Genomic DNA, 24,704 nt, shown 5'->3' with positions numbered 1-24,704 from the left:
GCTCAGCTCCCAACTGCGACGGCTAGGAGCGCGGCTGCCGCGACCCCCAGCGTCACCCTAGCGACGATTCGTGCGGATTTGGCCCATCTCTCGACGCGGCCGAAGACGGTGTGCAGGGCGGCGCGGTCCTCGACGCCGGCCATGAGGAGCGAGGGCAGCGCCCGGACGACCCCGAACGTCGCCCCGATGGCCAGGCCCACGCGCAGGTCGCCGCCGAGGGCGGCGAGCAGCACGACGGCATACGTCGTGGCGCTCGTGATGATCGTGACGAGCCCGAAGCCGAGCTGCGCCCCGAAGCCCACGCCGTAGACCCAGCCGCGGTAGCGGGTGAGCCACTGCTCGTCGACCTGTCGCCGCCACGACGGGAGGTCCAGACGCCCGCGCTGGGAGTCGTAGGCCAGCCCCACGAGGAGCAGCAGGGCGACGAAGCCCAGCGACCACGACGAGCCACGGACCCCTTCCGGGACCAGGGCGCCGAGCAGCGACGCGACCGCGCCGAGGGCGAGGCCCCCGGCGGCCGAGCCGAGGAGGTATGCCGCGGTGGTCACCCACCAGCGGGAGCTGCGGGCCCGCTCACCGAGCGGACTGATGCTGGAGAGCATCGACTCGCCTCAAGGGGACCAGGTCGCCCGCAGGGCCGCGACCGCCGCCATGGGCAGACCGAGGGCGAGCGAGAGGGGGGCGACGGACACGGGGAGTCAGTGGTCGTGGCGGTCGTGCGCGCCGGCGTGCTCGTGGTGGTGGTCGTGCACGTGGTCGTGCCCGTCCGCCGCGTGGTCGTGGTCGTGCGCGTGGTCGTGCGCGTGGTCGTGGTGGTCGTGTCCGTCGGTGGCGGGGTCACCCGCGGCAGGCCCGGCCAGGTCGGGCGAGGTGTACAGGCTCGGGTCGCCGGGGCGGATCCCGGCGGCGAGCAGCTCGTCGTCCATCCGCGGCACGCTGTCGCGCTCGCCGCGCCCGAGTGCCTCCCCGACCAGCTGGCCGGGGCCGGTGCGCCCGGCGGCCGCCCGCGCGTCCTCGCTGTCGGACACCCCCTGGGCCATGAGGTCGCGCACCTGCGGCCAGGTCGTGGCGGACCCCTCGCCGGTCACGCGCCCGCCCTCCACGTAGACGAAGTAGGGCGAGCCGGGGATGTCGTAGTCGACCCAGGCGGCCGACGACTGCACGACCGGGACGTCACCGGCCAGCGAACGCAGGCTCGGGACCGACTCCTCCTCGGGGCCCTTGGCCACGACCTGGAGCCGGCCGTCGCCGGGGACGTCGACGCCCTGCTGGAACTCCTCCCAGAACGTCTGGCACACGCTGCACCCGCTGGTGAGGAACGCCAGCAGGGTGCGTGACCCGGGCGTCGTCACCGTGACGGAGCGCTCCGCGCGCTCGAGGTCGGTGCCCACGATGTCGTGGGCCCTGGTCGAGTCCTTGCGGGTGGCGGGGACCACGCCGTTCTCCAGCTCGACGGGCACCGGTCCGGGCCTGCCGCCGGTGGTGGCGGTGGTGACACCGGTGCCGGCGTCCTTCTCCAGCTCGAGGCCGGCGCCGAGCTCGTGCAGGGCCTTGAGGATCAGCGCATGGCTGCGCAGGAGCCCGAGGACGAGGACGCCGAGCAGGACGACGGCGACCCCTTCGGCGATGACGACGGCGAGCATGGTTCAGCCCTTCGAGCGGGTGCGGGTGGCGCTGCGGACCGCGGCGGCGGTGGTCGTGGGGAGGACGGCCATGGCCATCGAGGCCAGGAAGCCGATGACGACGGCGAGACCGGCGGTGGTGGCGAGGACGGGGGTGGTGGCGCCGCCCCAGGCGTCGGCCGGTGGGTCGGCGGCGACGAGGGCGGCGACGAGCGTGGCGACGGCGGTCAGGGCCAGGTGGGTGCGGCTCGGGGGCGTGTCCGGCTTGCCGAAGCAGCCGCACGACCCCAGGACCCCGCCCCGCACGAGGACCAGGGCGACGAAGCCGGTGAAGACGGCGTACGCGGCGGCGACCAGTGCCGCCACGAGCCGCCCGGGGGCGAGCACCGCCCACACCCCCACGACGACCTCGGCCACGGCGAAGGCGCGGACGAGCAGCGCACCGGGGGCAGGGGGCACGGTGAACCCGGCGCTGCGCAGGGCGCGGACCAGGGGGGCCGGGTCGGCCACCTTCGGCACGCCGGCCAGGACGAGCAGCCCCGCCGCGGCGAGGTACGGTCCGGCCAGCGCGTCCCACATGTCGCCACACGCTACCCGGCGACATCACACGCGACGTACCACCGCGACACGACGAAGGGCACCGGCGCGTCCTGCTGGACGCATCGGTGCCCCTCGTCGTGCTCGTCACGGCAGGCCGCGACCCGTGGTTCAGTCGAGCTTGTCCTTGGTGTCCTCCGCCTGGTCGGCCACGGCGTCCGCCGCGTCCGCGGTGGCGTCGGCAGCGGCGCCGGCGGCGTGCTTGCCCTGCGACGTGGCCTTGTCCTTCGCGTCAGCGGCGACGGAGGCCGCCTTGTCCTTGGCGTCGGAGGCCTTGTCCTTGACGGCGTCGGCGGCACCGGCCGCCTTGTCCTTCGCGACGTCGGCGAGGTGGGAGACCTTGTCACCCGCCGTCGAGGCCCGACCGGAGGACGGTGCGGTGTACGGGTCGTCGAGCGGGGTGGCCCACGGGTCCTCGCGCGGGGACGACTTGCGGAACGCGGCCACGGCCGCGCCGATGGCGGCCAGGACGCCCAGCCCGATGAGGAACTTGCCCTTGCGGCCGGACTTCTTGGCCACGGCGTCGCCCTTGAGGACGGCGAAGGCGCCGCCCGAACGGTCGGCGGTCTCACTGGCGACGTCGGTCGCGGTGGACTTGGCGGCAGCCGACGCGGCAGCCACCGCGGCGATCGCCTCGGCGACCTTGGGCAGCAGGCTGTCGACGATGGTGTCGCGGGCGGTGTCGACCTTGGGGGCCAGCCCCTCGACGGCGCCCTGCAGCTTGGGGGCGGCGACCTCGATGCCGTGGTCCACGTGCGGCTTGGCCCAGTCGCGAGCGGCCTCCACGTGCGGCTTGCTCCAGTCCTTCGCCTGGCCGGCGCGCTCGCGTGCGACCTCGGCTGCCGGGGTGACGCGCTCCTTGAGCGTCGCGGCGTAGTCGGCGGCGGTGTGGGCTGCCGTGCTCGCGGTCGAGCTCACGGCCTCGGCGGCCTGTTCGGACTTGCTCTTGGTGCGGAACACCCGTGCCTCCCTGTTTGTGCAGAGTTGGTCGTGCAGAACGTCGGACGCTTTCTCCCGACCCATCCTGCCCTGTTTCCGCTGCTGGGCAAGCCAGCGGGCTGCCTGCCGGGTGCCTGCGGGCGGCCACCGGAGGGCCTTCGTGGAAGGATGAGCGACATGGACGTCACCCTCAAGACCAACCACGGCGACATCAACGTCACCCTGTTCCCCGACCACGCGCCGAAGACCGTGAAGAACTTCGTCGGCCTCGCCACCGGTGAGCAGGAGTACCGCGACGACGCGGGTCGCACCAACCCCACGCCGTTCTTCGACGGCCTGACCTTCCACCGGATCATCCCCGGCTTCATGATCCAGGGCGGCTGCCCCCTCGGTCAGGGTGTCGGCGGCCCGGGCTACACCTTCGACGACGAGATCAGCCCCGACAAGGACTTCACCAAGCCCTACATGCTCGCCATGGCCAACGCCGGCAAGCGCATGGGCAAGGGCACCAACGGATCGCAGTTCTTCATCACCGTCGGACCCACCACCTGGCTCCAGGGCAAGCACACCATCTTCGGTGAGGTCGCCGACGGCCCGAGCCGCGAGGTCGTCGACAAGATCGCCGGCGTGCGCACGGGTGCGAACGACAAGCCGGTCGAGGACGTTGTCATCGAGTCGGTCGTCGTCAACGACTGACCGGCCCGACTGACCGGCTGCCGCCGACCCGACCCCACGAAGGCAGGACCCGCCCGTGAGCGAGCCCAGCGCACCACCCCAGCAGCAGGCCACGCCGGTCTGCCCGCGCCACCCCGACCGGGTGTCGTACGTGCGGTGCCAGCGGTGCCGCCGGCCGGTCTGTCCCGAGTGCCAGCGGCCGGCGGCAGTCGGCGTCCAGTGCGTGGACTGCGTCCGCGAGCAGGCGCGGACGGTCCGCTCGGCCACGACGGTCTTCGGGGGTCGGGTCACGGACACCCCCCGGGTGTCCTACGCCATCATCGGCATCTGCGTCCTGGTCTACGTGCTGCAGACCATCACGCCCGGGCTGACGCGCGACATCTGGTTCGTGCCGGTGCTCGGGGAGTCCGAGCCGTGGCGGTTCCTCACCTCGGCCTTCGCCCACGGCTCGGTCACCCACATCCTGTTCAACATGCTGGCCCTGTGGATGGTGGGGGCCCAGTACCTCGAGCGGCTGCTCGGCGCCGCACGCTACGCCGCGGTGTACCTCGTGAGCGCGGTCGGCGGCTCCGTCGCCTACCTGCTCATGTCCTCGCCGCCGAGCAACGACTTCGCGTCCCGCAGCATGTGGCTCACCCCCGCGGTGGGCGCCTCGGGCGCGGTCTTCGGGCTGTTCGGGGCCCTGCTCGTGCTCAACCGCCACCTCGGGCGCTCGTCGGCGGGCATGTACGCGACGATCGGCATCAACGCCGTCATCGGGTTCGTCGTCCCCAACGTCGCGTGGCAGGCCCACCTCGGCGGCCTGGTCACCGGTGCGGCGCTCGCGGCCGTCATCGCGTGGACGACGCCGCGCGAGCGGCGCCGCTGGCAGTGGCCGGGCGTGGCCGCCGTGGTCGTGGTGCTCGTGCTGCTGTCGGTGGCCAAGTACGCGGTGTCGCCGAGCTTCGTGCTCGTGGGCTGACCCGCGGACTACTCCGGATGACGTAGTACCAACTCCGCAGATCGACGTATTACACGCCTGTGATTCTGTCCCCAGCTGTGCACAAACCTGTGGACAACCACCTGTGGACAACCGTCTCCACCCTACGCATGAGGACGAGGCCCCGCAGCCGGACGATGAGGTCACGACCTGCGGCTGCCACGCTTGGACCACCGGGCAGTCCAGTCCCGGTCAGTGTCAGATCGGAGTGCTCACCCATGAGCAGACTGTGTGCGAAGTACCAGGCCCGGGTGGCCGAGCGGGGGGCCACGGCCGTCGAGTACGGCCTCATGGTCGCCCTCATCGCCCTCATCATCCTGGCGGCGGTCGCGCTGCTGGGCGACAACCTGTCCGGCATCTTCTCCAAGACCGCCGGCAGCGTCTGAGGAGGTCGTCCCCCGACGACTCCGTGCGCCGTCCCCCTGGCGGCGCAGCCTCCCGGACGCGACGAGGCGCCCCGCCCGAGCCTGGCTCGTGGGGGCGCCTCGGTGCGAGGGGGGTCAGCGCCAGCGCGTGGTCATGGCGAAGCCGCTGAGCATCAGGCCGAAGCCGATGCCGAGGTTCCAGCGGCCGATCGACTCGATGGGGAACCGCTGGCTCGTGATGTAGAAGACGACGATCCACAGCAGGCCGACGACCATCAGCGTCAGCATGACCGGCACGAACCACGGCGGGTTGCCGATCTTCGCCTTCGCAGGCTTGGGGGGCGGGGTGTAGGCGCGCTTGGCGCGGCCCTTGGACTCCGGCACGGAAACACTCCTTGCATGCGGACGGCGTCGAGCCGCCGGGACGTTTGGCATAGCGTAGTGCCATGGCGGACCAGCGGCTGACGTGGTTGACGCGCCGGCCCACGGGGTGGTCGGCCGTCGTCCCGCTGGTCGCCCTCGGCGCCGGGCTGATGTTCGCCATGAGCGCGGCGACCGCCAAGGGCACGGACCTGCGGTCCTCCACCGGCGACATACCGGGCCTGATCCGCGAGCAGACCAGGCAGAACGCCATCGCCGCCCAGCGCGTCGCGAGCCTGCGCGCCGAGGTCGACCGGCTCTCGGCCCGGCAGGCCCCCGGCGACCGCCGGGTCACCCAACTCACGACCGAAGCGAACGCCCTGATGCCCGCCGCTGGCACCGAGGCGGTCTCGGGGCCGACGGTCCGGGTCTCGCTCACGGATGCCAAGACGGTGCCGGACACCCTCCCCGACGGCTTCACCGTCGACGACTACGTCGTGCACCAGCAGGACGTGCAGGCCGTGGTCAACGCCCTGTGGCAGGGCGGCGCCGAGGCCATGATGCTCATGGACCAGCGGATCATCTCCACCAGCGCCGTACGCTGCGTCGGCAACACCCTGATCCTCCAGGGCCGGGTCTACTCCCCGCCCTACGTCATCACCGCCATCGGCAACCAGTCCGACCTCCGGGCCTCGCTCGACGCGAGCCCCACGGTCGGCATCCTCAGACAGTGGGTGGACGCAGTGGGGCTCGGCTACGACGTGACGACCGGGCAGGAGACCTTCCCGGCCTACGCGGGCTCCATCAACCTGCGCGACGCGAGGGCGGGCCGGTGAAGGCAGTCCGCTGGACCCTGGGCATCGGCGGGGACCTGTTCGTCACGGCGGGCCTGCTCCTGCTGCTGTTCGTCGGCTGGCAGCTGTGGTGGACCGACGTCACCGCCAACCGGGTCCAGGACAACACCGTCTCCACCCTCACCCGCGACTTCGCCTCCGCTCCGAAGGGGTCCGGCACCGCCGCCACCGAGATGCCCTCGAAGGTGCCCTTCGGCAAGGCGTTCGCCATCGTGCGGGTCCCCCGGTTCGGCGCCGACTACGCGCGGCCCGTCCTCGAGGGCACCTCGCGCGACATCCTCATGGACGGCGTGGGGCACTACACCGGCACGGCCCTTCCCGGGGCCGTCGGCAACTTCGCCATCGCCGGGCACCGCACGACGTACGGGCGCCCGTTCCACGACATCGACACCCTCCGCCCCGGCGACAGGGTCGTGGTCGAGACCAGGACGGCGTTCCACGTCTACGTCGTGAAGCGGCACGTGATCGTCGACCCCACCGACGTCGACGTGATCGCGCCCGTCCCCGAGCAGCCGGGCAAGCAGCCCACCCAGCGCTGGCTCACCATGACGGCCTGCCACCCCAAGTACAGCGCGGCGCAGCGCTACGTCGTCTTCGCCGAGCTCGAGAAGTCCTACCCCCGCGCGAAGGGGTTGCCGGCCGGCACCCTCGCGGCCCCGAAAGGCAGGTGAGGCGCCATGATCTACGCCGCCATCTGGCGCGCCCTGCCCGGTCCCCTGGCGGTCCGGGTGCTCCTCGCCGTCGTGCTGGTGCTTGCCGTGGTCGCGTTCTGCTTCCTGTGGCTGTTCCCCCGGGTCGCGCCGCTGATGCCCTTCAACGACAACACCGTCGACCCGTCGGCCGCCGTCGTCGTCCACGGTCCGGGGTCGCCCGCAGCCGGTGCGCCGGTGGGCGCGGTGGCCCATCTCCTGGCGACCCCTTCCCTGGCGGCTCGACGATGACCCGCATCCTCGTCGTCGAAAACTACGACAGTTTCGTCTTCACCATCGTCGGCTACCTCCAGCAGCTCGGAGCCCAGACCGAGGTGGTGCGCAACGACGCCGTGTCGCCGTCCGACGGTGCCGACTTCGACGGGGTGCTGGTCTCCCCGGGCCCCGGGACGCCGGAGGCCGCCGGGGTGTCGATGGCGATGATCGAGGCCTGTGCCGAGCGGGCGCAGCCGATGCTCGGCGTGTGCCTCGGGCACCAGGCCCTCGGCGTGGTCTGCGGCGCGACCGTGGGGCGGGCGCCGGAGCTGCTGCACGGCAAGACCTCGCGGGTGCTCCACGACGACACCGGCGTGCTCGAGGGACTCCCCAGCCCGTTCACGGCGACCCGCTACCACTCGCTGACCATCGACCCGCCCACCCTGCCGGAGGTGCTGGTCGCCAACGGCCGCACGGAGTCCGGGATCGTCATGGCCGTGCGGCACCGCGACCTGCCGCTGCACGGCGTGCAGTTCCACCCCGAGAGCGTCCTCACCGAGGGCGGTCACCGCATCCTGGCCAACTGGCTGGCCCTGTGCGGTCTCGCCGACGCCGTGGAGCGGTCGGCCGGGCTCAGCCCGTTGGTGCGTGACGCCGAGGGCGTTGCCCGCGCCGTCGCCGCACCGTGAGGACCCGACCTACGGGGTCGTGATCGGGGGGACCACCGTCGTGCTCGAGGGCGGCGGCGTGGTGGTCGTGGTCGGCGGGCTCGTCGTCGTGGTCGGCGGCGTCGTGGTCGTGACGGTCGTGGGGGTCGGCCTCGGCGGCTGCGCCACCGTGAGGGTGATCTCCGTGCCGTCCTCCACCTTGGTGCCGGGCTTGATGCTCTGCTTGAGGACCGAGTCCTCGGTCTCCGAGCTCTCGGCGTAGACCGTCTTGATCCGGAACCCGCGGTCACCGAGGAGCTGGGCGGCGTCGCTGCGGGACTTGCCGACCACGTCGACCGCGGTGATCTTGCCGGACGAGACCTCGAGGGCCACGGACGACCCGACGGCGACCGAGGTGCCCTTCTCCGGGTTGGTGGAGACGACCTTGCCCTGGTCGAGACCCGAGTCGTCGACGAGCTTGGTCTGGCCCACCTTGAGGTTGAGGTTGGCCAGCGCGGTGCGCGCCTCGTCCTCGCTGTAGTCGGTGAGGTCGGGCAGCTCGACGGTGTCGGGGCCGGCCGAGACGCTCAGGGCGACGCGGCTGCCGCGGGGCACCATCTCCTCGGCCCCCGGGCTCTGCTCGACGACGTGCCCGACCTCCTTGGTGCTGGCGACGTCGCTGGACTCGGGGACGAGCCCGGCCGCGCGGATCTCCGCCTCGGCGGTCTCCACCGGCTTGTCGACGACCGACGGCACCGCCACGTTCGTGGAGCCCGCCGGGGGTCGGTTGAGCAGGGACTTGCCGGCCAGGCCGAGCAGCACCAGCGCCCCGACGACCGCGAGCACGAGCAGCACGTAGGCCAACCCGCGGCGGCGGCGCGGCTCCTCGTCCGGGTCGTGGCCGATGGCCGGCAGCGTGGCGGTGTTGGCGCCCCCGCGGGGGTCCTCGGGGGCGGGAGCACCGGCGGGCAGCACCGTGGTGGCAGCCGCACCGGCGGAGGCGCCGAGCGCGCCCATGGCCACGGTCGCCTCGCCACCGCGGCCCGCTGTCCCGCGGGCGGCGTCGCTGATGGGGCGCCCGAGCCGGGCGGCCTGCAGGTCGGCCCGGAACGCCGTGGCGTCCTGGTAGCGGGCCTCCCGGTCCTTGACGAGTGCGTGCAGGACGACTGCGTCGAGCGCCGGGCCCACCTCGGGGTTGAACGACGAGGGACGGGGAGCCGCCTGGCCCACGTGCTGGTAGGCGATGGCGACCGGGGAGTCGGCCTGGAACGGCGGACGGCCGGTCAGGAGCTCGAACAGCAGGCAGCCCGTGGAGTAGAGGTCGGAGCGTGCGTCGACGTGGTGGCCCTGCGCCTGCTCGGGCGAGAGGTACTGCGCGGTGCCGATGACCGCCTGGGTCTGGGTCATGGTGGCGTTGGCGTCGGCGACGGCCCGGGCGATGCCGAAGTCCATCACCTTGATCTCGCCGCGGGCGCCGATCATCACGTTGGCCGGCTTGATGTCGCGGTGCACGATGCCCATGCGGTGGCTGTAGGCCAGCGCGTCGAGCACACCCTCGGTGATGCGGGCGGCCTCGGCGGGGTCCAGCGGCGAGCGGGTGTTGAGGAGCTCGCGCAGGGTCTGGCCCTCGACGTACTCCATGACGATGTAGGGCACCGGGACGGAGGCCCCGCCGGACTCGGTGACCCGGTCCTCGCCGGAGTCGTAGACGGCGACGATGCTCGCGTGGTTGAGGCCGGCCGCGGACTGCGCCTCGCGCCGGAACCGGGCGAGGAACGAGGGGTCGCGCGCGAGGTCGGAGCGCAGCAGCTTGATGGCCACCGGCCTGGACAGCCGGGTGTCGTGGCCCAGGTGCACCTCGGCCATGCCACCCCTGCCGAGCAGCCTGCCCACCTCGTAGCGACCGCCGAGCAGTCGTGGCGTGCTCATGGCTTGCCACCCTTCTTGCCCTTGCCCTTCGGGTGGTGCGGGTGGTGCACCGGCGCCGGCTTGGCCGCCGGGGCGCTCGCGACCGGCTTGGCCGTGGTGGCTGCGGGCCTCGCGGTGCGCGAGGCGGACGTGCGGGTCGCGGTGGCGGTGGTGGACGTCGGGGCCGAGGTCGTGGTGGTGACCGGGGTGGTCGGCGGCGGCGTCGACGAGCCCGCGGCAGACCCCCGGTTGGCGAACAGCACGACGACGACCAGCGCCAGGACCACCACGGCGCCCGCGACCGGCAGCATCCACGCGGGCCGGCGGGTGTCGTGCCGCTCCACGGTCTCGTCGAGCGACCCGCCGTCGCCGGGCGCGGCGTCGGCCTGGGGGGCGATGAAGACCGAGGTGGGCAGCGTCTGGTCGCCGGCCAGGTCGGCGGGGGCGCCCGCGATGACCGGCGTCACGGCCGACCGCGCCCCGGCGACGAGGTGCTCGGGCACCTGTCCTGCCGGCAGGCGCAGCGCCTCCGCGAAGGCGCCCGCGCTGCTCGGGCGCTGCGACGGGTCCTTGGCGAGGGCAGCCATGACGGTGGTGCGCAGCGGCTCGCCGACCTCGTCGGACAGCTGCGGTGCCGGCTGGCTGATGTGGGCCAGCGCGGTGGTCACCATCGACTCGCCGTTGAACGGCCGCTGCCCGGTGAGCATCTCGTAGCCCACGACGGCCAGGGCGTAGACGTCGCTGAGCGGCCCGGCGGGACGGCCCTGGGCCTGCTCGGGTGCCAGGTAGTGGGGTGTGCCCAGGACCTCGCCGGTCTGGGTCATCGGCGCCTCGCTGAGCGCACGCGCGATACCGAAGTCGGTGAGCTTGGCGTAGCCGTCGTCGTCGACCACGATGTTGGCGGGCTTGACGTCGCGGTGCACGACGCCGGCGTCGTGGGCCGCCTGGAGGGCGATCGCGGCTTGGTAGAGGATCTCGGTGACCTCGTCCTGCGGCATGGGGGCGCGCGAGCGGATGAGCGCCGACAGCGGCTCGCCGGACAGCAGCTCCATGACGAGGAAGGCCGTGCCCTCGTCCTCCCCGAAGTCGTGGACGGTCCCGATGTTGGGGTGGCTCAGGCCGCCGGAGTGCCGCGCCTCGGCGCGGAAGCGCTCGGCGAAGGCCTCGTCCTCGGCGCTGTCCGGGCGCAGCACCTTGACCGCGACGTCGCGGTCGAGGGTCTGGTCGTGGGCCTTCCACACCTCGCCCATGCCGCCGGTGGCGATGGACTCGGTGAGCAGGTAGCGGCCGGCGAGGACGTCGCCCTGGGTGGGGCTCACTTGCCGATCACCGCCTCCATGACCGACTTGGCGATGGGGGCCGCGACGCGACCACCGGCTGCCTCGTTGCCCGCGGTACCGCCGTCCTCGACGACGACCGCGACGGCGACCTTCGCGTCATTCGCTGGGGCGAAGGAGGTGAACCAGGCGTGCGGCGGCTTGCCCTTCTGGTGCTGGGCCGTACCGGTCTTGCCGGCCACGTCGACGCCACTGATCTGGGCGGCGGTGCCGGTGCCGTTCTCCACGACCCCCTGCATCATGCGCGTCAGGGCGGCGGCGGTCTGCGCCGAGACCGCCTGTGACAGCTGCTCCGGCTGGGGCTCGTCGATGACCTCGAGGTCGGAGGAGGTGACCTTCTTGACGAGGTAGGGCCGCATGACGACCCCGCGGTTGGCCACCGCGGCCGCGATCATCGCCACCTGGAGGGGGGTGACGCGCACGTCGTACTGGCCGATGGCCGACTGGGCGAGCTGCGGGGCGTTGAGGTCGGCGGGGACCGAGCTGGGCGTGACGTTCATCGGGATGCTGAGCCGGTCGCCCATGCCGAACTTCGCGGCCTGGGCCCGGAAGGCGTCGGCGCCGAGGTCCATGCCCAGCCAGCCGAACGCGGTGTTGCACGAGATCTCGAGGGCACGCTTGAGGGTCACCTTGTTGTTGGGGCCGCAGGGGCGCCGGTCGTCGTTGGGCAGGGGCGTCGAGGTGAGCGGCAGGTCGAGCTGCGCGGGTCCGGGCAGCAGGCTCTCCTCGGTGAACTTCCCGGACTCGAGCGCGGCGGCGGAGGTGACGATCTTGAACGTCGACCCCGGCGGGTAGAGGTTGCCGGCGATGGCCCGGTCGACCATAGGCCGCGTCGGGTCGGCGTTGAGGTCCTTCCACGCCTTGACCACGGAGCTGGTGTCGTGGCTGCTGAGCACGGACGGGTCGTAGGAGGGGTGGCTGACCAGCGCGAGCACCTGGCCGGTGCTGGGGTCGAGGGCCACGACCGCGCCGCGCTGGCCACCGAGACCCTTCTCGGCCGCGGCCTGGGCCTTGGCGTTGATGGTGAGCTCGACGCTGGCGCCGGTCTGGTCTCGACCGGTGAGGATGTCGGTGACGCGGCGGTAGAACAGCTTGTCCGAGGAGCCGGACAGCAGGCTGTTCTCGGCGCCCTCGATCCCACCGCCCGCGCCGTACGTGAACGAGTAGAACCCGGTGACGTGCGCGTAGAGCTTGCCCTGGGGGTAGGTGCGCAGCCACTTGAGCTCGTCCTTGGAGGCGACCGACTTGGCCACCGGCGACCCGCCCACGAGGATCTGGCCGCGCTCGCGGGCGTACGTCGCGAGCAGCGTCCGGCGGTTGTCCGGCCGGTTCTGCAGGGCCTGGGCGTCGACGAACTGGATCATGGTCGAGGAGATGAGCAGTGCGCTGAAGAGCAGCGCGACGACCATCGAGAGGCGGCGGAGGGGGGCGTTCACCGGACGGCCACCACTTCGGTCCTGGCCTCGCCCGCGGGCGTCGGTCCGAGCGGGACCTCGGCGAGGGGGCGGCGGGCCTGGTCGCTGATGCGCAGGAGCAGGGCGACGAGGGTCCAGTTGGCCAGCAGGGAGGAACCTCCGTAGGACAGGAACGGCATCGTCAGGCCGGTGAGCGGGATGACGCGGGTGACGCCGCCGACGACGACGAAGCACTGCAGCGCCACCGAGAACGCCAGGCCACCGGCCAGCAGCTTGCCGAAGCCGTCACGCACGCCGAGGGCGGTGCGCAGGCCCCGCTCGACGAGCAGGACGTAGAGCATGAGCAGGGCGAACAGCCCGATGAGGCCGATCTCCTCCCCGAAGCTCGGCACGATGAAGTCGGACTCGGCGAAGTAGGTGAGGTCGGGGCGCCCGCGGCCGAGGCCGGTGCCGAGCAGCCCACCGGACGCCATACCCATCAGGCCCTTGGCCACCTGGTCGGACTGGCCGGGGGCGAACGGGTCGAGCCACAGGTGCACGCGCTCCTGGACGTGGCCGAAGATCAGGTAGGCGACGTAGGCGCCGGCGCAGAACAGCGTCATGCCGATGGCGATCCACGAGATCCGCTCGGTGGCGACGTAGAGCATCGCCACGAACAGGCCGAACAGCAGCAGCGAGGAGCCGAGGTCGGTCTCGAAGACGAGCACGCCGAGCGACAGCACCCACGCCAGGAGGATCGGGCCGAGGTCGCGACCGCGCGGCAGGTTGAGCCCGAGCACCTTGCGCCCGGCCAGCGACAGCGCGTCGCGGGTCTGCACGAGGTAGCCCGCGAAGAAGACCGCGAGCAGGATCTTGGCGACCTCGCCGGGCTGGAACGTGAACGGCCCCAGGCCGATCCAGATGCGCGAGCCGTAGACGGAGCGACCGATGCCGGGCACGAGCGGCAGGATGAGCAGCACGAACGCGGCGACGGCGGCGGTGAACGTGTAGCGGCGCAGCACCCGGTGGTCGCGCAGGACCCACAGGACGCCGCCGGCGATGGCGACCGACAGCGCACTCCACGTGAGCTGCTTGAGGGCCAGACCCTCGCTGAGCGTGTGGCCGTGGGCCAGGTCGAGCCGGTGGATCATCACGAGGCCGAGCCCGTTGAGCAACGTCACGATCGGCAGCAGGAGCGGGTCGGCGTAGGAGGCCTTCCAGCGCAGCAGGAGGTGGAAGCCGCCGGCCAGCACGAGCAGCCCGGCCACCTGCGTGGTCAGCCCGGGCGGGAAGCTGCCGCTGACGGCGAGCGACACGTTGACGTAGGCGAGCACCACGATGGCCACGGCCAGCAGCAGGAGCACCAGCTCGACGTTGCGGCGGGTCCTGGGGGCGAGGCTCGAGACGGTCGTCATGGTCAGGGCGTGGTCGACGGCGTGCCGCTCGGGGCGGTGGTCGTCGTGGTCGTGCCGGACGGCGTGGTGGTGCCGCTCGGGGTGGTCGTGGTGGAGGTCGAGGGCAGTGGGGTGGCGTCGGAGGAGCAGGTGCCGCCGGTGGCCCGGCTGACGGCGCAACGGGACGCCTCGATCCGCAGCTCGGCGACCAGCGCCTGCGCGTCACGCAGGGTGTCCTTGGCGATGGTCGACTCGACCTGCGCGCGGTAGAAGTCGGGCAGGTCGGTGACCGCGATGTCGGACGGCTCCTCGACGTGCGAGAGCGCGACGGGGCCGAGGTCCTGCGAGACACCCTGGTAGATGGCGACCTTGCCGCCGTCGGAGCCCACGAAGTACTGCCCCTGGGTCCAGTCGTACGCCGCGTACGACCCACCGCCGAGGACGACGAGGACCAGCGCGAGCACCGCGACGCGGCGCCACCAGCGGCCGGGGCCCGAGGGCCCCTCCTCCGCGAGGACGACCTCGTCGTCGTCGCCGGCGGCCTCGCGGGCCAGGGCCGCGGCCTTGGCAGCAGGGGTGACCGGTATGGCGCGGGTGCCCTTGCTGCGCGTCGACGCGGCACCCACCACCTGGGGCTGCGTCGGCGGGGCCTCGACCTTGGTGAGGTCGACGACGTCGCCGATGACGATGGTGACGTTGTCCGGGGCGCCGGCCTTGAGGGCGAGGTCGACGAGGCGCTGCGCGGTCGGCCCGGGTGGGTCGCCGGCCGTGACGACGTCGGCGATCGTGTCGGGGGCGACGTAGTCGGTGAGCCCGTCGGAGGCGATCATGTAGCGGTCGCCCATGCGGGCCTCGCGCACGGTGATGTCGGGTTCGTCGTCGGCCTGACCAGTGAGCACGCGGGTGACCAGCGAACGCTGGGGGTGGCCGACCGCCTCGTCGGCGGTGATGCGGCCCTCGTCGACGAGGGTCTGCACGAACGAGTGGTCCTTGGTGATCTGGGTCAGCTGCCCGTCGCGGGCGAGGAAGGCCCGGGAGTCGCCGATGTGGGCGAGCACGAGCTTGTTGTGCGAGCGCAGGATGGCGATGAGGGTCGTGCCCATGCCGTTGAGGCTCGGGTCGGACTTGACCATGTCGGCGAGCTCGTCGTTGGCGGACGTGATCCGTTGCAGGAGAGCGCGGCTCGCCTCGGCGCTGCCCAGCGCCTCGCCGTCGAGGTCGGCCAGCGCGCCGATGACCACCGACGACGCGATGTCGCCACCCGCGTGGCCGCCCATGCCGTCGGCCATCGCCAGCAACCGGGGCCCGGCGTAGCCGGAGTCCTGGTTCTCCGACCGCACCATCCCGACGTCGGAGCGGGCGGCGTAGTTGAACGCGAAGGGCATGGGGCCGCTGCCTACTTCCGCAGCTCGATGACGGTCTTGCCGATCCGCATGGTCGTGCCGACCTCCACGCGTACGGGGCCGGTCAGGCGCTCCATGCCGAGGAAGGTGCCGTTGGTGGAGCCGAGGTCCTCCACGAACCAGGCACCGTCACGGCTGAAGATGCGGGCATGGCGGCCGCTCGCGAAGTCGTCGTCGAGGACCAGCGCGCACTCGGGGTTGCGGCCGATCACGGTGCCCGCCTCGCGCAGCGGCAGGCTGGTGCCGGTGAGGGCGCCCTGAGTGACCACGAGGGTGCGGGGGGCGGACGGCTGGCGGCCCCGGGACCGGCCCTTGGGAGCCGGCGCCGGTGCGGGGGTGGCGGTGGGCGCGGCCGCCCGGGCGGGCTGGCGCTTGGGCGGCGTGGGCTTGCGCGGGGTACGGCTCACGACGCGCGTGCCGTAGATGTCGCCGCGCAGGACGCCGACGACGCTGAACACGAAGATCCACAGGAGGACGAGCAGTCCGAGCCGGATGATCGTCAGGGTGAGCTCACTCATTGCAGCGCCGTCACCGCTTCCCGGCGCGGTAGACGACGGAGGTGCGGCCCACCGTGACGCGGTCGCCGTCGGACAGTCGCTGGCTGCTGATGCGCTCGCTGTTGACGAACGTGCCGTTGGTCGAGCCGAGGTCGCGGATGCTGGCCACCAGGTGGGGGCCGTCGTTGGTCACGCGGATCTCGCTGTGCCGCCGGGAGATGCCGGGGTCGTCGAGGACGATGTCCGCCGCGTCGTCGCGGCCGAGGACGGTGATGGCGCCCATGAGCGGGTAGCGCTCACCGTCGACGTCGAGCCAGGGCCGGTCGGCCGGGTTGACCCGGCGCGGCGGGGCCGGGGGCGCCACCGGGGCCTGTGCCTGGGTGGCCTCGAGGCCGTCGTCGTCGACGTGGCGGGCGGCAGGCACGGGCGGGGGGACGGGCGCCGGGACGGGCTGGGGGGCCGCCGCGGCGGGGAGGCCGGCACTGCGGGGCTGGTCGCGCTGGCTGTCGTCGCGCCGGCCGTCGTCACGCCGCCCCGACACGTCCCCCGGGCGGCGGGCCGTCGAGGTGCGGAGCCGGAACACCCCGGTCTCGAGGTCGTTGGCGCTCGCGAACGACACCTGCAGCGGGCCGCCGGGCTGGTAGCGCTGTGACTCCGCGTGCTCCTGGGCTGCCGCGATGAGCTCGTTCTCGAGCTCCTCGTCGTAGCCGCCGAGGCGGTCGTAGTCGGTGTCGGACAGCTCCACCGTGTAGAGGTTGGGCACGATCGTGCGGCCGGGGCCGAGGATCGCGGCGCGGTCGTCCATGGCTCGACGGATCGCGCTGGCGATCTCGACGGGCTGCACCTCTGACTTGAAGGCGCGCGCGAAGGCACCGTTGACGGCACGTTCGAGGCGTTGCTCGACACGGTCGAACAGTCCCAAGGCCCGCTCCTTACGGTGGACGTCACGCGGCTGGCGCACGAGGTGGTGGCCCCGATCGTAACCGGCTCGACTGGGCTGGGCGTCCGCACGCGCCCGGCACGCGCCCCGTACGCGTGATGTCCGGTGCCGACCGCCTCCGTCACACCGGCAAAACGGCGGTTGCCCGGCGAACCGCGGCCTGTGGACCGAGGTTTTGCCGGGCAACCGCCGTTTCGTCGTGTCGCGGTGGCCCCGGGTGGTCGTGCCTACTGCGTCGTGGCCTACTGCGTGGGGGTCAGTGCCGGCCGGTGCAGGAGGCGTTGCTGTCGCCGCGCCAGTCGCCGGAGTTGTCGGGTCCGCCGTAGAGCAGCTGGTTCTTGCCGCAGGTGCGCAGGTACTGGCCGCTGAACTTGGCCATGGGGGTCCAGCGGACGTTGCCCTTGGCGCTGTTGCTGCACATCACCGTGTACTTCCCGATGTAGGCGTCGGAGGACAGGCTGTACATGATGATCGCGGCGTCGTTGTTGACCGTGCTGATGTTGCCGGTCGTGCACCGGGTCCACACCGCCCCGCACGAGGGCGAGTAGCGCATCTCCATGCGGTCCTGGTTGAACGTCATCTCGGTCAGGTTGTACGCGTCGGCCGAGCAGCCGGCTGCCTGCGGGTCCTTGCCCTGGCAGGTCGACCCGCTGCACGTGGCAGCGAAGGCGGACTGGGGTGCCGCGATCATGAACGTCGCGAGGAGTGCGACGGCGAGTGCGAACTTGCGCATGGTGAAGTGGTTCCTCCTGGTGGTGTTCCCCCCGGCGTCCCGAGCGGGACAGCGGTGTCCCGGTCGGGACGCCGAAACGATCCCAAGGGCCCCGGGGGTCGACAACCAACGCGACGTACGCCTTTGGTCAGCGTTCGGTCAGGCGCCGTGCGCTGCAGGAGGGCTGCGGACCCGGTTTGGAGTTCAGGGTGCCGATACAGCACACTGTTCACCGCGCGCGAGTGGCGGAACGGCAGACGCGCTGGCTTCAGGTGCCAGTGTCCGAAAGGGCGTGGGGGTTCAAATCCCCCCTCGCGCACACAGAAGAGAAGGACCCCCGACGGTTGTCGGGGGTCCTTCTCTTTGCGCACCGTGGTGGCCGGCCTCTGCTCGTCACCGAGGGGTCACCGCCGGGTCAGGGCGTGAGGCGCACCAGCGTCTGCGGGTCGGCCGCGCCGGCGAAGTACTGGTCGAGCACGGCCTGGAAGACCGCCCGGTCCTCGGCGTGCTCGGCGGCCCGGGCGAACAGCGTCATCGACGAGCGCAGCTTCTGCGCGTCGACGGCCCCGAGAACCGCGACCGGGTCGGTGGTGTCGAGGGACGTCAGCGCCAGCGCGCACTCCAGCAGGCGGGGCCCCAGGACCGGGTCGGCGAGGTAGGCCCGCGCCTCGGTGAGCCCGTCGATCGCGTAGAACTGCGCGGTCTCGCTGCGCCCGAGCCCCGCGACCTGCGGGAAGACGAACCACATCCAGTGGCTGCGCTTCGCGCCCGAGCGCAGCTCCCCCAGCGCGCGGGCGTACGTGCCGTCGGAGTCCTGGGCCGTGGTGAAGCGGGTGAGGTCGTGGGTCACGCCCCCATGCTGCCCCAACGGCACTCCGTACCGCGTCCCCTGCGCTCTGACAGACTCGGCCCATGGACCACGGGGACTTCCGCTCCGCCTACCGCCACGGGTTCGCCCGCGTCGCCGCCTGCACGCTGCCGGTCTCCGCGGCCGACCCGGCGCGCAACGCCGAGGCAGTCGTCGAGCAGGTGCGGCGGCTCCACGACGACGGGGTGGCGGTCGCCCTGTTCCCCGAGCTCACCCTGTCGGGCTACGCCATCGACGACCTCCTGCTCCAGGACGTGCTGCTCGACGCGGTCGACCGCGCGGTGCTGACCGTCGCGGCCGCGACCCGGGCGCTGCTGCCGGTCGTGGTCGTCGGTGCCCCGCTGCGCCACGGCAACCGGGTGTTCAACTGCGCGGTCGTCATCCACCGGGGCGAGGTCCTCGGGGTCGTCCCCAAGTCCAACCTGCCCAACTACCGCGAGTTCTACGAGAAGCGGCACTTCGCCCCCGGCGACGACACCCGCAGCGACTGGTACCACGCGCCGCACTGGCCGGGCGCCGACGAGGACGGCGACCTGCCCTTCGGCCCCGACCTGGTCTTCGAGGCCGAGGACGTACCGGGGCTCGCGGTGCACGTCGAGATCTGCGAGGACATGTGGGTCCCCGTGCCCCCCAGCGCGAAGGCGGCGCTCGCCGGCGCGACGGTCCTGCTCAACCTGTCCGCCTCGCCCATCACCGTGGGCCGCGCCGAGGACCGCCACCTGCTCGCCCGCTCCGCCAGTGCGCGCTGCCTCGCGGCCTACCTGTACGCCGCCGCGAGCCTCGGTGAGTCCAGCACCGACCTGTCGTGGGACGGCATGACCATGGTCTACGAGCTCGGTGACCTCCTCGGTGAGACCGAGCGCTTCCCCGACAGCCCGCAGGCCACCGTCGTCGACGTCGACCTCGACCGGCTGCGCCAGGAGCGGATGCGGCAGGGCTCGTTCGACGACAACCGCCGTACCGAGCGGGTCGACGCCGCCGACGGCGTGGACTTCCGCACCCTGGCCTTCGCGCTCAAGCCGCCGACGGGCGACATCGGCCTGCGGCGCAAGGTCGACCGGTTCCCCTTCGTCCCGGACGACGAGGCGAGGCTCGCGCTCGACTGCTACGAGGCCTACAACATCCAGGTGTCCGGCCTCGAGCAGCGGCTGCGGGCCATCGGCCACCCCAAGGTCGTCATCGGCGTGAGCGGAGGCCTGGACTCGACCCACGCGCTCATCGTCGCCGCCAAGGCCATGGACCGCCTCGGCCGGCCGCGCGGCGACATCATCGGGTTCACCATGCCGGGGTTCGCGACGAGCGACGAGACCAAGGCCGACGCGGTCCACCTCATGGAGAGCCTCGGCATCACGTGGGAGGAGCTCGACATCCGCCCGGCCGCGACGCAGATGCTCAAGGGCCTCGGCCACCCCGCCGGTGACGGCGAGGCTGTCTACGACGTGACCTTCGAGAACGTCCAGGCCGGCCTGCGCACCGACTACCTCTTCCGGGCGGCCAACCAGCGTGGCGGCATCGTCCTCGGCACCGGCGACCTGTCCGAGCTCGCGCTCGGGTGGTGCACGTACGGCGTCGGCGACCAGATGTCGCACTACGGCGTCAACGCCGGGATCCCCAAGACCCTGATCCAGCACCTCATCCGCTGGGTCGTCTCGAGCGGCCAGTTCGAGGGCGAGGTCAACGGCACGCTCCTGCAGATCGTCGGCCGGGAGATCAGCCCCGAGCTCGTGCCCGTCGCCGAGGGCGAGCCGATGCAGTCGACCGAGGCGTCGGTGGGGCCGTACGCCCTGCAGGACTTCACGCTCTACCACGTGCTGCGCTGGGGCTCCCGGCCCAGCAAGGTCGCGTTCCTCGCGCTGCACGCCTGGGCCGACGCCGAGTCCGGTGAGTGGCCGGCGGGCTACCCCGAGAGCCGCCGCACGGCGTACGACCTCGAGACGATCCGGCACTGGCTGGAGGTCTTCCTCCGCCGCTTCTTCAGCAGCCAGTTCAAGCGGTCGGCGCTGCCCAACGGGCCCAAGGTCGTCGCGGGCGGCTCGCTGTCGCCACGCGGTGACTGGCGCATGCCCTCCGACGTCGCGGCCCGCGCCTGGCTCGAGGAGCTCGACGCAGGGGTGCCCCGAACCTGACCCAGGGCCTGACCCGGCCCTGACCGGGCGTCCCCTACCCGAGTCTTTGAGCGCCTGACCCGGTCATCACCGGGTCAGGCGCTCAAACTCTCCGCGAGCGTCGTGCAGTGGCAGGCTCAGCGGCCGTCGAGGGCGGCGAGCTCGTCGTCGGTGAGCTCCAGCTCGGCAGCCTTGACCGAGTCCTCGATGGAGGTCGGTCGCGACGCCCCCGGGATCGGGATGACGACGTCGGCGAGGGAGAGCTCCCACGCCAGCGCCACCTGCTGAGGGCTCACGTCGTGGGCCTTGGCCACCTCGGCGAACGCGGAGTGGTTGCTGCCCAGCTCCGAGGCGTCGGAGATGCCGCCGAGCGGGCTCCACGGCAGGAAGGCGATGCCCAGATCCGCGCAGTGCTCGAGCTCACCCCGGCTGGACAGGAACTTGGGCGAGAACTGGTTCTGCACCGAGACCAGCCTGCCGCCGAGGATCTCCTGGCTGAGGTCGATCTGCTCGACGTTCGCGTTGGAGATGCCGGCGCGGACGATGACGCCCTCGTCGAGCAGGTCCCGGATCGCGCCGACCGACTCGGCGTAGGGGACGTCCGGGTCGGGACGGTGGAACTGGTAGAGGCCGATCGCGTCGACCCCGAGGCGGCGGGCCGACTCCTTGGCCGCCTGCTTGAGGTACTCGGGTCGGCCGTTGAGCGTCCACGACCCGTCGCCGGGGCGCAGGTGTCCGCCCTTGGTCGCGACGACGACGGCGGAGGTGTCGCCGCCCCAGGACTGCAGCGCCTTGGCGATGAGCGACTCGTTGTGGCCGACCTCGCCGGCGTCGCGGTGGTAGGCGTCGGCCGTGTCGATGAGGGTGACACCGGCGTCGAGCGCCGCGTGGATGGTGCGGATCGAACGCTCCTCGTCGGGGCGGCCCTCGATCGACATGGGCATGCCACCGAGTCCGATGGCGCTGACCTGGGTGTCGCCGAGCGTGCGTTGCTGCATGGGCTTCCTTTCGTGGGAGGGGGCCCGTCAACGCTAGGTCGGGCCGGGCGGCGGTGCCCACTCGAAGGGCGCAGGTGGGCTGGGAGCCACGGAGCGCGTCGCCCGGCGTGCGCACTGCGTGGACCGCACGTATGTTCGAACCATGAGCGACGACAACAACATCCCCGACGGCGTCGAGACCATCGGCGCCACCGAGCCGGTCACTGACCCCGCCCTCGAGAAGGACCCGTCCGACTGGGTCAGCGGCGACGACCCGATGACCGAGAGCCAGAAGAGCTACCTCGACACCCTCGCCAAGCAGGCCGGCGAGGAGCTGCCGGCCGACCTCACCAAGGCGGAGGCGTCGCAGCACATCGACCGGCTCCGCGGTGGGGATGCCACGTAGGGCGAGCGCCGACGCGGGGGCGCCGCGACGGCATACAGTCGGGCCCATGGCCGACCACGCTCAGCGGACGACGTACGTGCTCGTCGACGGCGAGAACATCGACGCGACCCTGGGCACCTCGATCCTGTCGCGGCGCCCGCAGCCCGACGAGCGGCCCCGGTGGGACCGGCTGCTCAACTTCGCCGCCGAGGAGTGGGACCAGCCCGCCAAGGGGCTGTTCTTCCTCGCGGCCAACGGCGACCTGCCGATGGGGTTCATCCAGGCGCTGCTCGCGATGGAGTACCGCCCGGTCCCGCTGTCGGGGCGACCGCACGAGAAGGTCGTCGACATCGCCATCCAGCGCACCATCGAGGCGCTCAAGGCCCGCGACGCCGACGTCATGCTCGTCAGCCACGACAGCGACTTCGTGCCCCAGCTGGGCGACCTGTGCGACGGCCGCAAGCTGGGGCTCATCGGCTTCCTGGAGTTCCGGAGCAAGGCGTTCGTCGAGCTCGAGAGCCGCGGGCTGGAGTTCTTCGACCTCGAGTACGACGTCGACGCCTTCACCGCCCGGCTGCCGCGCGTGCGCATCATCCCGATCGACGAGTTCGACCCGTTCGACTTCATCTAGGCGCCGGGGGCCTCACCTCGACGCTGGGAACACCCCGGTCGTGATCCACGCGCAGGCCTTGTGGACGGCGTCCCACGGGTCGCTGCCGAGCGTGGTCGTGAACCGGTCGACGCGGGACTGCGGGTCGTAGAGGTCGGCCGTCCACTCCTCGCCCCTGGCGCCGACGCTCAGGGTGGCCCGGCGCAGGAGGGTGCACGAGGCGATGTCGACCGTCATGGCCCCGTTCGGGCCGAGGTCGCGTCGGATGCCGAACGCGTGCCCGTCGATGATGTCGGTGCAGCGGGCGGCCTCGGCGGCCCGAGCCCGGGCCCGGTCGTACTCCGCCTGGGTCACGTTGCCGAAGGACAGGGCCAGGGCCGACCGGGCGGCCGACAACCCGGCAACCGTGCGCGCCCGGCCGGCGTCCTCGCGGGCGGCCTCGCAGGCCATCCAGGTCCGGGTGATGTCGGCAGCCAGCTGCTCGCGCATCCCCGGTGCTGCGTGCGCGACGTACCAGGCGTTGTCGTAGATGCGCTCGATGACGGTCATGTCCTGACCTCTCTCCACCCTGCGGTGCGGCCTTCGTCTCGGGACCGTGCGGTGCGGGGTGGGCCCTGCGCCGGCTCGGTACTGGTGTCGGGTGGCCCCTGCCGGCGTGTCTGACGCGGCGTCTGGCGGGGGCTCCCCGACACCTCCAATGGTCGGCAGCGCCGGCGTCCGGCACATCAGGCAGCGGCGGGCGGGCGTCCTCCACCACGCGGCGGAGCCGTGCCGCGCGGACGCCTTCGTTTGTCCCCGGTTGGGATGACGAGCCGGGGCTCACGCACCTCTGGCGCGCCGGGGGATGCGAGGCGCATAGTGGAAACGTCCGGCGGGGTCGGCCCGCGGGGGTACGTCGCCGATGGAGGCGCCATGAGGTTCGGTCAGCAGGTGGTCCCCCTTCCCGACGTCGTCCCGGTCCTGTCGGCCGGCAAGCACCGCAACCCCCGCAAGGGCGCGTGCTTCATGGAGATGGCGTCCTTCCTCGCCGGGGAGCGCTGGAGCGACCACCCGTCGTGCACCCATCCGCTGCTGGCCACCATGGCCCGGCTCGTCAACGACTCCCTCACGGACCTCGACCGGCCCCGGATCGTCGGGTTGATCCCGGACGTCGTCGGGCTCACCGGTGACGACCTCGAGCTCGACGTCGCCATCGCGGTGCACGCGGCGGCGGCTGCCCTGCCCGTGGCGCCCGTGGCCCGCCAGAACGTCATGGCCGTGGGCCTGCTCACCTGCCGCGCCCTGGCCAGCAGCCTGCCCGGACCGCACGACGACCTCCTGCGCCTCTGCGACGAGGCGTTCGCGCAGGCGCCGGAAGCCCACGCCTGGGCACGGCGCTACTCCCGTGACACCCGCGTCAGCGAGCGGGTGTTCCGCCGCCAGACGGCTCCGCACGTGGTCGCCTACGCCGTCGAGGGCATCGCGGTCGCGTGCGTCGACGACGCGGTGGACCGCCTCGTCGCCCTGCTCGCCACGACCATCCGCGACACCCGGGCCCGCATCGAGCGCCTGTCCGAGGCTGCGGCCGCGGAGGCGCCCGAGGTCCCCACGGCCGCGCCTGCCGACGCTCCGCGCCGCCGGCTCAGCAGGTCGGCCCCGACCCGCTAGCAGGGCCTGAGCTCCCCGCGGCGCGCGTGCGCCCGCCCGCGCGCCCCATCCGTGCCACCCGTGCGCCACCCGTGCGCCGGGTGGCCCGCCGGTCAGTGCGTCGGGCGGCGCAGCAGGTCGGGGAGGTACGCCGCGCCGGGGGCGTCCTCGGAGTCCGCGGCCTTGTCGGCCGGGTTGGAGATGCTGCACTGCTTCAACGACAGGCACCCGCACCCGATGCACGAGTCGAGCTTGTCGCGCAGCGCCTCCAGGGCCGCGACCTGCTCGTCCAGCCGGGCTCGCCAGTCCACCGAGATGCGGTGCCAGTCCGACTTGGTGGGGGTGCGACCAGCCGGCAGCCGGGCCAGCTCGGCACGCACCTCCTCGAGGGCGAGCCCCACGTTGCTCGCGGCGCGGATGAACGCGAGCCGGCGAAGCACGCTGCGGGCGTACCGCCGCTGTCCCCCGGCGGTGCGCGCCGCCTCGATGAGGCCCTGGGCCTCGTAGTAACGCAGGGCCGAGGGCGCGAAGCCGCTGCGGTGCGCCACCTCCGAGACCGTCAGGACGTCGGTCGGCTCCACGACTCGCCCCCTCCAGTCGGTCCA

At 72.5% G+C, this 24,704-nt stretch carries 28 protein-coding genes and 1 tRNA gene; 12 read left to right on the top strand and 17 right to left on the bottom strand.

The features are described 5' to 3' along the window. Window positions 1–2: 2 nt before the first annotated feature. The 4 genes from ABEA42_RS03910 to ABEA42_RS03895 form a co-directional block, all read right to left on the bottom strand. Window positions 3–602: a hypothetical protein gene (locus tag ABEA42_RS03910; protein WP_345501322.1), complete on the bottom strand. Its 600-nt coding sequence runs from the start codon at window positions 600–602 to the stop codon at window positions 3–5. 96 nt (window positions 603–698) lie between these two features. Further along, the gene (locus ABEA42_RS03905; RefSeq protein WP_345501321.1) at window positions 699–1,643 is read right to left on the bottom strand and encodes a hypothetical protein; all 945 of its coding nucleotides are present in this window, start codon (window positions 1,641–1,643) and stop codon (window positions 699–701) included. A 3-nt stretch (window positions 1,644–1,646) separates the two neighbouring features. Next, entirely contained in the window at window positions 1,647–2,201 is a 555-nt protein-coding gene (locus tag ABEA42_RS03900) for a MauE/DoxX family redox-associated membrane protein (protein WP_345501319.1), read from the bottom strand. Between the two features lie 129 nt (window positions 2,202–2,330). Beyond that, complete coding sequence (locus ABEA42_RS03895) at window positions 2,331–3,179, bottom strand: hypothetical protein (protein WP_345501317.1); 849 nt, start codon at window positions 3,177–3,179, stop codon at window positions 2,331–2,333. A gap of 156 nt (window positions 3,180–3,335) precedes the next feature. Here ABEA42_RS03895 and ABEA42_RS03890 point away from each other — a divergent pair, with 156 nt between their 5' ends. From ABEA42_RS03890 to ABEA42_RS03880, 3 genes are all read left to right on the top strand, one after another. After that, window positions 3,336–3,854 carry a peptidylprolyl isomerase gene (locus tag ABEA42_RS03890; protein WP_345501316.1) on the top strand — a complete coding sequence of 173 codons (519 nt, stop codon included), beginning with the start codon at window positions 3,336–3,338 and terminating at the stop codon, window positions 3,852–3,854. 55 nt (window positions 3,855–3,909) lie between these two features. Continuing rightward, window positions 3,910–4,794 (top strand): rhomboid family intramembrane serine protease, encoded by an 885-nt coding sequence (locus tag ABEA42_RS03885; RefSeq protein WP_345501315.1) that lies wholly within the window; start codon window positions 3,910–3,912, stop codon window positions 4,792–4,794. A gap of 236 nt (window positions 4,795–5,030) precedes the next feature. Then, window positions 5,031–5,198: a Flp family type IVb pilin gene (locus ABEA42_RS03880; protein WP_345501313.1), complete on the top strand. Its 168-nt coding sequence runs from the start codon at window positions 5,031–5,033 to the stop codon at window positions 5,196–5,198. Between the two features lie 114 nt (window positions 5,199–5,312). Here ABEA42_RS03880 and ABEA42_RS03875 read toward each other — a convergent pair whose 3' ends face one another. Continuing rightward, window positions 5,313–5,561: a cell division protein CrgA gene (locus tag ABEA42_RS03875; RefSeq protein ID WP_345501311.1), complete on the bottom strand. Its 249-nt coding sequence runs from the start codon at window positions 5,559–5,561 to the stop codon at window positions 5,313–5,315. A gap of 62 nt (window positions 5,562–5,623) precedes the next feature. Between ABEA42_RS03875 and ABEA42_RS03870 the strand changes: the two genes are divergently transcribed. From ABEA42_RS03870 to ABEA42_RS03855, 4 genes are read left to right on the top strand one after another with little or no spacing between them, the layout of a single operon-like run. Beyond that, on the top strand, window positions 5,624–6,373 hold the full coding sequence (locus ABEA42_RS03870; protein ID WP_345501309.1) for a DUF881 domain-containing protein: 750 nt from the start codon (window positions 5,624–5,626) through the stop codon (window positions 6,371–6,373). Then, complete coding sequence (locus ABEA42_RS03865) at window positions 6,370–7,062, top strand: class E sortase (protein WP_345501308.1); 693 nt, start codon at window positions 6,370–6,372, stop codon at window positions 7,060–7,062. Before ABEA42_RS03870 ends, ABEA42_RS03865 begins: the two co-directional genes overlap by 4 nt. 6 nt (window positions 7,063–7,068) lie before the next feature. After that, window positions 7,069–7,332: a hypothetical protein gene (locus ABEA42_RS03860; protein ID WP_345501306.1), complete on the top strand. Its 264-nt coding sequence runs from the start codon at window positions 7,069–7,071 to the stop codon at window positions 7,330–7,332. Beyond that, the gene (locus tag ABEA42_RS03855) at window positions 7,329–7,985 is read left to right on the top strand and encodes an aminodeoxychorismate/anthranilate synthase component II (RefSeq protein WP_345501305.1); all 657 of its coding nucleotides are present in this window, start codon (window positions 7,329–7,331) and stop codon (window positions 7,983–7,985) included. The genes ABEA42_RS03860 and ABEA42_RS03855 overlap by 4 nt, the downstream gene beginning before the upstream one ends. Before the next feature lie 9 nt (window positions 7,986–7,994). On the opposite strand, the gene pknB is transcribed toward ABEA42_RS03855, so the two are convergent. From pknB to ABEA42_RS03815, 8 genes are all read right to left on the bottom strand, one after another. Beyond that, window positions 7,995–9,872: a Stk1 family PASTA domain-containing Ser/Thr kinase gene (pknB, locus tag ABEA42_RS03850; RefSeq protein ID WP_345501304.1), complete on the bottom strand. Its 1,878-nt coding sequence runs from the start codon at window positions 9,870–9,872 to the stop codon at window positions 7,995–7,997. Further along, window positions 9,869–11,170: a serine/threonine-protein kinase gene (locus ABEA42_RS03845; RefSeq protein ID WP_345501303.1), complete on the bottom strand. Its 1,302-nt coding sequence runs from the start codon at window positions 11,168–11,170 to the stop codon at window positions 9,869–9,871. Before ABEA42_RS03845 ends, pknB begins: the two co-directional genes overlap by 4 nt. After that, window positions 11,167–12,624: a peptidoglycan D,D-transpeptidase FtsI family protein gene (locus ABEA42_RS03840; protein WP_345501302.1), complete on the bottom strand. Its 1,458-nt coding sequence runs from the start codon at window positions 12,622–12,624 to the stop codon at window positions 11,167–11,169. Before ABEA42_RS03840 ends, ABEA42_RS03845 begins: the two co-directional genes overlap by 4 nt. Beyond that, window positions 12,621–13,997, bottom strand: coding sequence for an FtsW/RodA/SpoVE family cell cycle protein (locus tag ABEA42_RS03835; RefSeq protein WP_345501422.1), 1,377 nt, complete (start codon window positions 13,995–13,997; stop codon window positions 12,621–12,623). Before ABEA42_RS03835 ends, ABEA42_RS03840 begins: the two co-directional genes overlap by 4 nt. A gap of 2 nt (window positions 13,998–13,999) precedes the next feature. After that, entirely contained in the window at window positions 14,000–15,361 is a 1,362-nt protein-coding gene (locus tag ABEA42_RS03830; RefSeq protein ID WP_345501301.1) for a PP2C family protein-serine/threonine phosphatase, read from the bottom strand. Between the two features lie 11 nt (window positions 15,362–15,372). Continuing rightward, window positions 15,373–15,897, bottom strand: a complete 525-nt coding sequence (locus ABEA42_RS03825; protein WP_345501300.1) for an FHA domain-containing protein FhaB/FipA — start codon at window positions 15,895–15,897, stop codon at window positions 15,373–15,375. Window positions 15,898–15,907: 10 nt separating this feature from the next. Further along, on the bottom strand, window positions 15,908–16,798 hold the full coding sequence (locus ABEA42_RS03820; RefSeq protein WP_345501299.1) for a DUF3662 and FHA domain-containing protein: 891 nt from the start codon (window positions 16,796–16,798) through the stop codon (window positions 15,908–15,910). A 274-nt stretch (window positions 16,799–17,072) separates the two neighbouring features. Next, window positions 17,073–17,549 (bottom strand): DUF2690 domain-containing protein, encoded by a 477-nt coding sequence (locus tag ABEA42_RS03815; protein WP_345501298.1) that lies wholly within the window; start codon window positions 17,547–17,549, stop codon window positions 17,073–17,075. Window positions 17,550–17,764: 215 nt separating this feature from the next. Between ABEA42_RS03815 and ABEA42_RS03810 the strand changes: the two genes are divergently transcribed. Next, window positions 17,765–17,847: transfer RNA gene (locus ABEA42_RS03810), tRNA-Leu, on the top strand. Between the two features lie 96 nt (window positions 17,848–17,943). Here ABEA42_RS03810 and ABEA42_RS03805 read toward each other — a convergent pair. Continuing rightward, a complete protein-coding gene (locus ABEA42_RS03805) occupies window positions 17,944–18,378 on the bottom strand; it encodes a DUF1810 domain-containing protein (protein WP_345501297.1) in 435 nt (144 codons plus the stop codon). Window positions 18,379–18,440: 62 nt separating this feature from the next. On the opposite strand from ABEA42_RS03805, the gene ABEA42_RS03800 reads away from it, so the two are divergent. Continuing rightward, window positions 18,441–20,522, top strand: a complete 2,082-nt coding sequence (locus ABEA42_RS03800) for an NAD(+) synthase (RefSeq protein WP_345501295.1) — start codon at window positions 18,441–18,443, stop codon at window positions 20,520–20,522. 116 nt (window positions 20,523–20,638) lie between these two features. Here ABEA42_RS03800 and ABEA42_RS03795 read toward each other — a convergent pair whose 3' ends face one another. After that, window positions 20,639–21,499: an aldo/keto reductase gene (locus ABEA42_RS03795; RefSeq protein WP_345501293.1), complete on the bottom strand. Its 861-nt coding sequence runs from the start codon at window positions 21,497–21,499 to the stop codon at window positions 20,639–20,641. 142 nt (window positions 21,500–21,641) lie between these two features. Between ABEA42_RS03795 and ABEA42_RS03790 the strand changes: the two genes are divergently transcribed. Further along, the gene (locus ABEA42_RS03790) at window positions 21,642–21,884 is read left to right on the top strand and encodes a DUF3072 domain-containing protein (protein ID WP_345501291.1); all 243 of its coding nucleotides are present in this window, start codon (window positions 21,642–21,644) and stop codon (window positions 21,882–21,884) included. A gap of 46 nt (window positions 21,885–21,930) precedes the next feature. Further along, window positions 21,931–22,494, top strand: coding sequence for an NYN domain-containing protein (locus ABEA42_RS03785; RefSeq protein ID WP_345501290.1), 564 nt, complete (start codon window positions 21,931–21,933; stop codon window positions 22,492–22,494). Between the two features lie 12 nt (window positions 22,495–22,506). On the opposite strand, the gene ABEA42_RS03780 is transcribed toward ABEA42_RS03785, so the two are convergent. Beyond that, window positions 22,507–23,022, bottom strand: a complete 516-nt coding sequence (locus ABEA42_RS03780) for a hypothetical protein (protein ID WP_345501288.1) — start codon at window positions 23,020–23,022, stop codon at window positions 22,507–22,509. Between the two features lie 363 nt (window positions 23,023–23,385). Between ABEA42_RS03780 and ABEA42_RS03775 the strand changes: the two genes are divergently transcribed. Further along, window positions 23,386–24,120 (top strand): hypothetical protein, encoded by a 735-nt coding sequence (locus ABEA42_RS03775; RefSeq protein WP_345501286.1) that lies wholly within the window; start codon window positions 23,386–23,388, stop codon window positions 24,118–24,120. Between the two features lie 92 nt (window positions 24,121–24,212). Here the strand turns inward: ABEA42_RS03775 and soxR are convergent, their stop codons facing one another. After that, window positions 24,213–24,680, bottom strand: coding sequence for a redox-sensitive transcriptional activator SoxR (gene soxR, locus ABEA42_RS03770; protein WP_345501284.1), 468 nt, complete (start codon window positions 24,678–24,680; stop codon window positions 24,213–24,215). Window positions 24,681–24,704 lie beyond the last annotated feature (24 nt).

Source organism: Pedococcus ginsenosidimutans (assembly GCF_039544395.1).
GTDB lineage: Bacteria > Actinomycetota > Actinomycetes > Actinomycetales > Dermatophilaceae > Pedococcus > Pedococcus ginsenosidimutans.
The sequence above is the reverse complement of the archived record's forward strand: the minus strand, read 5'-3'. Positions and strand labels throughout refer to the sequence as shown.